The sequence below is a fragment of the Bradyrhizobium sp. genome, from assembly GCF_016219575.1.
Lineage (GTDB): Bacteria > Pseudomonadota > Alphaproteobacteria > Rhizobiales > Xanthobacteraceae > Bradyrhizobium.
Genome location: NZ_JACRMG010000029.1, coordinates 239,309 through 249,216 on the forward strand (window position 1 = coordinate 239,309; position 9,908 = coordinate 249,216).

The 9,908-nt window shown below is 64.2% G+C and carries 9 protein-coding genes; 5 read left to right on the forward strand and 4 right to left on the reverse strand.

All coding sequences use genetic code 11. From position 1 onward, the window contains the following. Positions 1-133: 133 nt before the first annotated feature. The 3 genes from HZB49_RS23745 to HZB49_RS23755 form a co-directional block, all read right to left on the reverse strand. Positions 134-1,546, reverse strand: a complete 1,413-nt coding sequence (locus tag HZB49_RS23745) for a TRAP transporter large permease subunit (protein ID WP_291615767.1) — start codon at positions 1,544-1,546, stop codon at positions 134-136. After that, positions 1,543-2,133 (reverse strand): TRAP transporter small permease subunit, encoded by a 591-nt coding sequence (locus HZB49_RS23750; protein WP_291615769.1) that lies wholly within the window; start codon positions 2,131-2,133, stop codon positions 1,543-1,545. Before HZB49_RS23750 ends, HZB49_RS23745 begins: the two co-directional genes overlap by 4 nt. A 190-nt stretch (positions 2,134-2,323) precedes the next feature. Further along, positions 2,324-3,454 carry a TRAP transporter substrate-binding protein gene (locus HZB49_RS23755; RefSeq protein WP_291615770.1) on the reverse strand — a complete coding sequence of 377 codons (1,131 nt, stop codon included), beginning with the start codon at positions 3,452-3,454 and terminating at the stop codon, positions 2,324-2,326. A 329-nt stretch (positions 3,455-3,783) separates the two neighbouring features. Here HZB49_RS23755 and HZB49_RS23760 point away from each other — a divergent pair, with 329 nt between their 5' ends. Further along, positions 3,784-4,395, forward strand: coding sequence for a pyridoxamine 5'-phosphate oxidase family protein (locus tag HZB49_RS23760; protein ID WP_291615772.1), 612 nt, complete (start codon positions 3,784-3,786; stop codon positions 4,393-4,395). Between the two features lie 32 nt (positions 4,396-4,427). Here HZB49_RS23760 and HZB49_RS23765 read toward each other — a convergent pair whose 3' ends face one another. Beyond that, entirely contained in the window at positions 4,428-5,201 is a 774-nt protein-coding gene (locus HZB49_RS23765) for a GntR family transcriptional regulator (protein ID WP_291615775.1), read from the reverse strand. Positions 5,202-5,349: 148 nt separating this feature from the next. Here HZB49_RS23765 and HZB49_RS23770 point away from each other — a divergent pair, with 148 nt between their 5' ends. The 4 genes from HZB49_RS23770 (at position 5,350) to HZB49_RS23785 (ending at position 9,304) form a co-directional block, all read left to right on the forward strand. Further along, positions 5,350-6,255 (forward strand): VOC family protein, encoded by a 906-nt coding sequence (locus HZB49_RS23770; protein ID WP_291615777.1) that lies wholly within the window; start codon positions 5,350-5,352, stop codon positions 6,253-6,255. A gap of 94 nt (positions 6,256-6,349) precedes the next feature. Further along, the gene (locus HZB49_RS23775) at positions 6,350-7,237 is read left to right on the forward strand and encodes an alpha/beta fold hydrolase (protein WP_291615779.1); all 888 of its coding nucleotides are present in this window, start codon (positions 6,350-6,352) and stop codon (positions 7,235-7,237) included. Further along, the gene (locus tag HZB49_RS23780) at positions 7,234-8,289 is read left to right on the forward strand and encodes an Ldh family oxidoreductase (RefSeq protein WP_291615781.1); all 1,056 of its coding nucleotides are present in this window, start codon (positions 7,234-7,236) and stop codon (positions 8,287-8,289) included. The genes HZB49_RS23775 and HZB49_RS23780 overlap by 4 nt, the downstream gene beginning before the upstream one ends. Positions 8,290-8,338: 49 nt before the next feature. Next, positions 8,339-9,304: a tripartite tricarboxylate transporter substrate binding protein gene (locus tag HZB49_RS23785; protein WP_291615783.1), complete on the forward strand. Its 966-nt coding sequence runs from the start codon at positions 8,339-8,341 to the stop codon at positions 9,302-9,304. The last annotated feature ends 604 nt before the right edge of the window (positions 9,305-9,908 follow it).

Genomic DNA, 9,908 nt, shown 5'->3' on the forward strand with positions numbered 1-9,908 from the left:
GTGGAAAACCTTAGCATGATTCCCGGGCGGTAAACCCGTCCCGGGCCCTGGCGCGCGCCCGTCGCAATCTTCGGAATTGCAGCACCGCCGCCGGCAACGGTGCGGGGCCGTGCAGCGGCGGGCCGCGCGGACGTCAGCGCACCACGATCTTGACGCCGCCGTCCTGCACGAGGGCGTTTGCCGGCAAGGGCCGTTCGATCTGGTGGGATTGCCGCGCCGCCTTGCGGCGTTCATCGAGCCAGTTCGGGAACCACATGGCGATGGAGGGAAACGCCAGCACCAGCACGACGCAGACACACTGCAGCACCATGAAATCAGCCATGCCGCGGTAGATCGTTCGCAGATTCCACTCGCGCACCACCTGCTTGAGGTAGTAGGCCGACATCGCCACCGGCGGCGACAGGAATGCGGTCTGCAGCACCACGGCCACGATGCAGCCGAACCACACCATGTCGTAGCCGAGCCCCTTGGCGACGGGCGCCAGCATCGGCAGGAAGATCAGCACGATCGCCGGCCATTCGAACGGCCAGCCCAGGAGGAAGATGACGGTCAGGAGCAGTGACATCGTTCCCCACGCGGGCAACGGCGCCGCCAGCAGCATGTTGGTGATCCAGTTGGCGGTGCCGAGCCAGGCGAATACCGCGCCGAACACGTTGGAGGCAACCGCCAGGAACAACACCATGCTGGTGGTCGCGAGCGTGCTGTAGCAGGCGTCGAGCAGGCCTTTCCACGTGAACCTGCCATAGGCGATCACGAGCAGGATGGCGCCGAGCGCGCCGAGAGCGGCGGCTTCGGCGGCGGTGGTCAGGCCGACCAGGATCACCCCCAGCGTCATGATGGTGAGAACAGTGACCGGGACCAGGCCGACCAGGCACTCCCACAGCACGACCTTCATCGATTCCGGCCGGTCCTCCTTCGGCACGGGCGGGCCGAGCTTCGGATTCCAGTAGCAGCGCACCAGCGTGTAGAGGATGTACATGCCCGACAGCAGGAAGCCGGGGCCGAACGCGGCGGCGTAGAGGTCGATGATGCCGATGTCGAGCACCGGCGCCATCACCACCAGCATCACCGAGGGCGGGATCAGGATGCCGAGCGTGCCGCCGGCCGCAATCGAGCCTGCCGACATGCGCACGTCGTAGCCGGCCTTGATCATGATCGGCCCGGCCATGATGCCGAGCAGCGCGACGGTGGCGCCGACCGTGCCGGCGGCGATGCCGAACAGGGTCGCGGTCACGATGACCACCACATAGAGCGCGCCGTTGACCGGCGCGAACAGGTCGCGGAACGCCTTGAACAATCGTTCCATCAGGCCTGCCTGGTCGCATATGTATCCCATCAGGATGAACATCGGCACGGCGACGAACTCGTCCTGCTTCATCAGGCCGATGGTTTGCAGATAGGCGAGGTTGAAGACGCGCACGCCGAGGCCGAAATAGCCGAAGATCAGCGCAAGGAAGAGCAGGGTGAAGCTGATCGGCAGGCCGATGAAGATCGCCAGCAGCATCACCAGCAGCATGATCGCGCCGAGGAGTTCGAGACCGGTCATACCTCGAGTTTCTCCCGATGCTGGAATTCGCGTCCGAAGCGGATCTGGTACCAGCACTTCAGCGCTTCGGAGACGCCCTGGATCATGAACAGAAGCGCCGACAGCGGGATCGAGGCGCGGAACGGCCACATGATCGCGCGCCAGATGCTTTCCTGCGAGCGCTCGCCGAGCGTGAAGGAACTCCAGGCGTCGTCGACGCTGATGAACATCATGGTCATCATGGTCGGGAAGAACAGGACCAGATAGGAGACGAGATCGATGATGCCCTTGGTGCGCTCGCTGTAATTGTCCCAGAAGATGTCGGTCCGCACATGCGCGCCCTTGAACAGCGCGTAGCCGCAGCCGAGCATGAACGCCGCGCCGTTCACCATGTAGCTGGCTTCGTAGACCCATATCGTGGGCGAATGGAAGAAGTAGCGCGCGACCACCTCGTAGGTGATCGACACAACGAGGAACAGCATTGTCAGGGAGATCAGCTTTCCGGTGATGTCCGAAAACTGGTCGATCCAGCGAATGACGGCGTAGAACGCGCCAGGAAAATCGCCCCTTGCACCGTCGGCGCCCGCGTTTGCGGTGTCTGCCGGCATCGATGCCCCCCTTCCGCATTGCCACCGAGGCACGATCCGGAAAAGCCTGTCGCGGTTTTCCGGAGAGATCGTGCCCGAATAAGAACTGGGGTGCTGCGTCCCTGCACCCCGGCAGGTAGTCGATGTGCGCGGCGGGCGCCGGAACATCCGGCGGCCCGCCGCGGCATTGCGCCTCGGCCGCGCCGGCCCGCTACTTGGCGGCCCCGGTCGTGCGGTAGGTCTTGTCCTTCCAGTAGTAGTTGCCGGCGAATTCGTACGGCGGGAACCACGACAGGCGGAAGGGCACCACGGTCTCGGCGTACTTCTTCTGGCTGTCGACCACCTTCTGATAGAAGGGGTTCTTCTGGGCATACTCGGCCGAGATCTTCTCCCACTCGTCGAGGAAGTTCTTCAGGATCTCATCCGGCGTGCGATGGATCTGAACGCCTTCCTTCAGGAGTTCCTGGCAGGCGTCGGCGGTCTCGCGGTTGAATGCGAAGTTGCGCATGTTCGTCGCGTAGACCGATGCGACCTTGACGATCTCCTGCAGGTCCGGCGTCAGCTTCTTCCAGACGTCCGCATTGAACATCAGCTGCCCGCCGGTGACCGGTTCGTGCATGCCCGGCGTGTAGTAGTGCTTGGCGACCTTGTGCAGGCCGAGTTTCTTGTCCTCGAGGCAGTTGATCCATTCGGCGCCCTCGATCACGCCGCGCTCCATCGCCGGCACGATTTCCTGTCCCGGGATGGTCACGACCGCGACGCCGAGCCTGCCATAGGTTTCGGCACCGATGCCGTAGATACGGTACTTCAACCCCTTGAGGTCGGCGAGACTGTTGATCGGCTTCTTGAACCAGCCGAGCCCTTGCGGGTAGTCGGTCGGGATCGGGAACCCGACGATGTTGGCCTTCAGAACGTCCTTGTAGAATTCGTCGAGCAGCTTCATGCCGCCGCCGTCATAGTACCAGGCGAAATAGTCGTTTCCGTCCATCCCGTACAGCGGCCCGTGCGACATCGGAATGGTCGCCGTGTTGCGGCCCTGGATGTATCCGAACGGCGCCATGCCGACGTCGAGCACGCCCTTGGACGTCGCATCGAACACTTCGAACGGCGGCACGATCGCGCCACCCGGCAAGGTCTCTACCTTGAGCCTGCCGGCCGACATCTTCTCGACCGTCTCCGCCCAGAGCTTGAAGATCTGGTGGAAGTTGGCGGAAGCCGGATGCGAGGACTGTCCCTTGAGAAGCAACGGCGTCGGCGCGGCCTGGGAAAACACGGGGGCCGGCGAGGCCAAGAAAATACCTGCAATCGCCAAGGCGAGCAGGATCGACATGCGCTTGCGCATTTCCTAATCTCCTCCCTTAGGCGCCATTGGTTTTTCTGTCGGCGCAGTTTTTTGTGCCGGGCATGGTAGGTGAGAAGCGAGGTCGAATCAATCGCGCCGCTGCCCCAGGAACGATTTGATTGCAATCATAATGTGCCCGAGAGAGCGGCAGACAGGCGGCGTGCGGCGAGGGACGGCCGTCGCCGATGTCCCCGACACGATCGCCCGGCGTCGCGCGTCGAACTCCGGCGCCGTCATTGCCAGTGCGCCGGCCGCCTTGTATCACGCCGCCAGTTGCCCGGCTTCGCGCTTGCGAGATGATGGGCAGGGCGTCCCGACCGGAGAAGGCGATGACGGTGATCTCGACCATCGAACAGCTGGAGGCGATCTACGGCTTCCCGAACGAGGCATCCACGGTGAAGGTCGCCGACCGCGTCACGCCGCCTTACCGCGTGCTGATCGAGAAATCGCCGTTCGCAGCGCTCGCCACCAGCGGGCCGGAGGGGCTCGATTGCTCGCCGCGCGGCGACCTCGCCGGCTTCGTCCGCATCCACGACGACAGGACGCTGATGATGCCGGACCGCCGCGGCAACAACCGGGTCGATTCCCTGCGCAACATCGTGCGCGACCCGCGCGTGGCGCTGCTGTTTCTCATCCCGGGTTCCGGCACCACGCTGCGCGTGAACGGGCGCGCGCATCTCTCTGTCGATCCTGACCTGCTGGCCTCCTTCGCGATGGAAGGCAAGGCGCCGCGCACCGTGATCGTGATGACGATCGAGGAACTGTATTTCCAGTGCGCCCGCGCCATCGTGCGCTCCGATCTCTGGAATCCCGACCGGCGTGTCGCTCCCGGAACGCTGCCGACGCCCGGCGAGATCCTCGCCGGCATGAGCGACGACAGGGTAGGCGGCGAAAAGTACGACAAGGAATGGCCCGAGCGGGCGCGCCAGACGCTGTGGTGACCTCGTACGAGTGCAGCCGTTCGCCCCGGAGTCTAGTCGAGCGTTCCCGAAATAGACTCGGAAGTCTCTCGGATATGACGCTCCAGCAACGCCACGGCCTTGGTGGCGTCGCGCGCCACCGTCGCCTCCATGATCGCGCGGTGCTCGGTGCCCTTGCGTGTGGGGCTCTTCTCCCGGTTCATCTTTGACAGGAAGCGGTAGCGCTCCAGTTGATAGAACATCAGCGAGCGCAGCCGCAGCAACCAGCGATCGGCGCAGGCGGCAACCAGCGCTTCATGGAACTGGCGGTGACGGTCGACCCAGTCGCCGTGGCGCCGCATGCGCTCGGCCCAGGAAAGGTCCTCGATGATGCCCAGGCTATGGAAGGACGCGACGATCCGCGTTTCCCATTCGTCGTCGCCTGCAGCGATGGATTGCGCCAGCGCGCGCTTCTCGAAGGCGATGTAATGCTCGGTGACCTCGGCAAGGTCGCGCCGCGACACCGGCGCTACGCGAAATCCCTTGCCTGATTCCAGCGTCACGAATCCTTCCGACACCAGCTGCGAAAGCGCCTCGCGCAGTGTGCCGATACCCAAGCCGTACCGTTCGGTCAGGTCGGAGAATTTGAGCTTGGTTTCCGGAGCAAAGGTATGCTTGACGATATCGGCCCGCAGCCGCGCCAGCAGATCCTGTCCGCTCGACAACGACGCATCGTCGTCGCGGGACTCCGCATTCCTGGGCGATTTCTTCAGATGAATGTTCAGGGATCCGCTCCCACGGATGTCGGAATGCGCCTGGCGCGTATGTAGCGTTTCCGATTCTTGCATTCAATTGAACCGGAAATTTTCGAGGATGCTCCTGTCACGGATCAATGCCGTCAATTCGAATATTATAGAAGTTTCGAAACTTATTGCAACTATTGAAAATTGGTGATATCAGCCTGCCCAACAAGCAAGAGAACGCTGGGAGGGCTACTTGACCTATCTCGTGAATTCGCTCGGGCATGTTCAGGTCGACGTCACCGATGTTGACGCGGTGACGCGCGAGGCGACCGGCATCCTCGGCCTGCATGTAACGCGCAGCGATGCGCGCCAGACCTGGCTCGCCTCCAACGGGCGCAGCGCAGAGCTGGTGCTGCATCGTGCAGCGACCAATGCCGTGCGCTCCGTCGGCTTCGAGGCGGTCTCGGTCAGGGCGGTGGAGGAAGCGGCCGGCCGGGTGGCGCAGGCCGGATGCCGGGTGCTGTCGGAGAAGCCGTCGCTCGATTGCTGCGCCGCGGGCGTGGTGTTTGCAACACCGCAAGGCCACACTTTCGAGGTGCATAGCCCGATCCCGGACCGCATCGATGACCGCCGCCATTTCGGTGCCGGGATCAATCCGCTCCGCATGGACCACGTCAACATCACCTCGCCCGAACCCGCGCAGACGCAAGCCCAGGTCGAGCAGATCATGGGGTTGAGGTTGTCGGAGAAACTGGTCGACGACGGCCTGATCTGGATGCGCGGCGCCAACCGGCAGCATCACATCATGGGCATCGTCCGCGGCGCCGCAGGCCTGCATCATTACTCCTTCGAGCTCGAGGACTTCGGCGATTATCGTCGGCTCGGCGATCTGCTCGACCAGTACGATAAGCAGCTGGCCTGGGGGCCGGGGCGGCACCGGCCGGGTGACAATCTCTACGCCTATTACGTCGATGCAGCCGGCGTCATGGTCGAGTGCTCGAGCGGCATGGCGCTGATCGCCGATGATGACAATTACCAGCCGAACATCATCACCAAGATCAAGCGGCCGGAGAACGTGCGCGTCATGAACGTCTGGGGCACGCCGGCGCCGCCGCCATGGCTGGCGCATCATTTCCCTTACGCGCCGGTCAAGGGTTGACCGCGCAGGGAAACGCGGGGCCCGGAACCACGGTGCGCGTGGCGCAGGTGCCGGACCGATGCGTCCGGGGCAGCGAAATCGACGGAGCTTGACGATGCAGGAAAAACTGTCGTTCACCTCGGACGGGCTGAAACTGTCCGGTGTGTTGCATGTGCCCGAGGGGCGGCGGCCCGGCGAGCGGCTGCCATGCTTCATCGTGCTGCACGGCTTTGTCGGCACCAAGGACGAATCGCATGCCGAACTGCAGGCGCGCATGCTTGAGGAATTCGGCTACTGCGCGTTCCGCATCGATTTTCGCGGCTGCGGCGAGAGCGAGGGCGCGCGCGGGCAGGTGCGCTGCTTCGACCAGGTCGCCGACACCAAGAATGCGCTTAGCTTCATCGCCGCGCGCGAGGAGGTCGATCCGGCGCGGATCGGCGTGATCGGCCACAGCTTTGGCGCGGCGGTTGCGGTCTACACGGCCGGGATCGACGAGCGCGTCGCCTGCGTGATCTCGTCCTGCGGCTGGGGTGACGGCGAGCGCAAATTCCGCGGCCAGCACCCGACGCCGGAAGCCTGGGTGAAATTCACCGGCATCCTGGAGCAGGGCCGCAAGCACAAGGCGGAGACCGGCGAGAGCATGTGGGTGTCGCGCTTCGACGTCGTTCCGATTCCGGAAAGTTTGCGCAAGAACCTGTCGCCGAAAGCGCTGATGGAAGTGCCGGTCGAGACCGCGATCAGCATGTACAATTTCCGCGCCGAGGACGTCGTTGCCAATATCGCGCCGCGCCCGCTGCTGCTGTTCCACACCGCCAACGACGTCGTCACGCCGACCGAGCAATCGATCCGGCTCTATGAGAAGGCCAGCCAGCCGGCGGAACTGATGCTCGTCAACGGCACCTCGCATTTCCCGCTGTCGGAAAAGGATGCGCCGCGCACGCGCGTGCTGATCCGCTCCTGGCTCGACCGGTTCTTTCCGACGCCGCTTCGGGGGCGTGGATGACGGGCGAGGCGGCCGATAGCGTCCTGTTCGGTTGCGAAGAGCTGCAGCGCTATGCCGCGGCGCTGCTGGCAGGCGGCGGCTTTGGCCGCAAGCAGGCGGAGCAGACGGCAGAGATTCTGGTCTGGGCCAATGCGCGCGGGGTGGATTCGCACGGCGTGCTGCGCATTCCCCGCTATGTCGAGATGGTGGAGGCCGGAGCAATCGACCCGCGCGCCGACCCAACCATCGTGGCGCGCAGCGGTGCGATCTCGGTGCTGGAAGCCGCGCGCGCACCGGGTGCCACCGCCATGGTCGCCGCGATGCAGGAAGCCGTCGAGCAGGCGGCGAAGTTCGGCGTGGGCTGGTGCTCCGCGCGCAACATCACCCATGCCGGCGCCATCGGCTATTATGCGCTGCAGGCCGCGGCGAAAGGTTTCGTCGGCATTGTCATGACGGCCTCCGGTCCGCTGATGGCCTATCAGGGCTCGCGCGGCTCCGCCGTTTCGACCAATCCGCTTGCCATTGCGGTGCCATCGTCGGGCCGCGAGCCTATCGTGCTCGACATGTCTACCTCCAATGTGGCGCTCGGCAAGGTCATGGCGGCCAAGGATGCCGGAAAATCCATTCCACCCGATTGGGGCGTCGACGAGCAGGGGCAGCCCACGACCGACCCGAAGAAGGTCGCGACGCTGACGCCGCTCGGTGGTCCCAAAGGATCCGGCCTGTCATTGATGATCGAGATTCTCGTCAGCGTCCTTGCTGGCAACCCCGTGATTGCGCCCGCGCTTTCCGGCAAGAGCGCCGGCCGGATGAATGGTCTTGCGATCGCCGTGCAGGTCGAGGCGTTCGGTTCATCCAATCGCTTCGCGCAGGACGTCGCGCATCTCGCGCAAGCGTTGAAGGCCGTACCGCTCGCGGCAGGCACGTCATCGATCCTGATGCCGGGCGAGCGCGGCTTTGCCGAGGCGGCTTCGCGCCGGGTGAGCGGCATCCTGCTTGCATCCGGCACAGTCACGCGGCTGGCGAAATTGGCCGACAGGTTCGGCGTAGGCCCGCCGTCACCAGCAAAATAGAGGTCGAAACGACCACTCAGAAAAAAGCAATGCCTAGGGAGAAATGACGATGAGATTAGCCGCAGGTCTGCTGTTTCTTTCCGTGCTGACGCTAGCCCCAAGCACGGCCGCCGCCCAGGACGCCTATCCCTCGCGGCCGGTCTCGCTGGTGCACGGCTTTGCCGCCGGCGGCAATGCCGACGTGATCTCCCGGATCATGGCCGACCAGCTTTCGAAGGATATCGGCCAGCCCGTCGTGGTCGACGCAAGACCCGGCGCCGGCGGCAATATTGCATCCGCCTTCGTCGCAAAGGCGCCGGCCGATGGCTACACGATTCAGCTATTGGTCGGCGGACATACGGTCTCCGCCGCGCTGTACAAGAAGCTGCAGTTCGACCCCGTCAAGGACTACACTTTCATTTCGACGGTCGCCAGATTTCCGTTCTTCATCGCGGTGAAGGCCGGCGCCTACCCGTCGCTGCAGGCGCTGATCGCGAAAGCGAAGGAGAAGCCAGGTGGCCTCAACTTCGGCAGCGCCGGCGTCGGCACCACGCAGCATCTGACGGGCGAATTGCTGGCGCAGCGTACCGGCACGCGCTTTACCCACATTCCCTATCAGGGCGGCAGCGCGACTGTCACCGCATTGCTCCGCGGCGACGTCGACTTCATCGTTGACACCGGTACGGTGATCAAGAGCCAGGCGGCCGCGGGCGTGATCGATATCCTCGCGGTGTCCTCGAAAGAACGCTGGAGTCTCACACCTGATGTCCCGACGGTTGCCGAGACGGTCGCCAGGGATTTCGACATCATCTCCTGGACCGGCATCGGCGTGCCATCAGGCACCCCGGCGGCCGTCGTCGACAAGCTCGCCACGGAAGTGAAGCGCGCGCTCGCCAATGCAACGGTCCAAGAACGGCTGCGCACGCTCGACAGCGAGCCCGCGCCGTCAAGCGGCGCCGAGATGGGCGAATTGATCACCCGGCAGATCGAAACCTGGACACGCGTGGTCGAGCAGGCCGGGCTCGAGAAGCGGTGAGGGGCGCGCGGGAAATCTAATTTCCTGAGCAATTTCAGGCTGATTTGGGTTGTCCAGATCGGAGACGAAAAATATTTCGCTTTACCGGAATTCTGATTTGCGGCATAACCCGCCCCAGCCCGCGCCACCATGAGGGGACGCTTCGCGGTCGTCACGGAACGTTGGCGCGGGTTGCGATGGACGCTGCGGCGTCAGGCGGGTTCATTCCCGCCAGACGAAACGCCAGCAGCGTACGGCGAAATCGTGTGGTCCTGGCGCCGCGACCCTGGCGCTACGCCGGTGGGGATTTCTCCGCCGGCAACGGGGGCAAAACAGGCCGTTCCCCGGGGAGAGTACGTATAAGCCGTAAAGCCATTGCGCGGGGAAGGCCGGGATGTCTCGGCTGTACCTGTCAAACCCGTGTGCATTCCTTCGCTACACTTCGCACACGGTAATGCGGGTGCCGCCGGCGCCCGGCCTTCCCTGCGCCCTCTTCACAGGAGCTAGGGGATTCCCGGATTTTAGCATTGAGCGGCAAGTGCATAGCCCTCGAGAGTTGCGGCGAGACGGGTCCAGCCGTCGCGCATGGTTTTTGGCCCGGGTGGCTTGTAGTAGCAATTCCAGC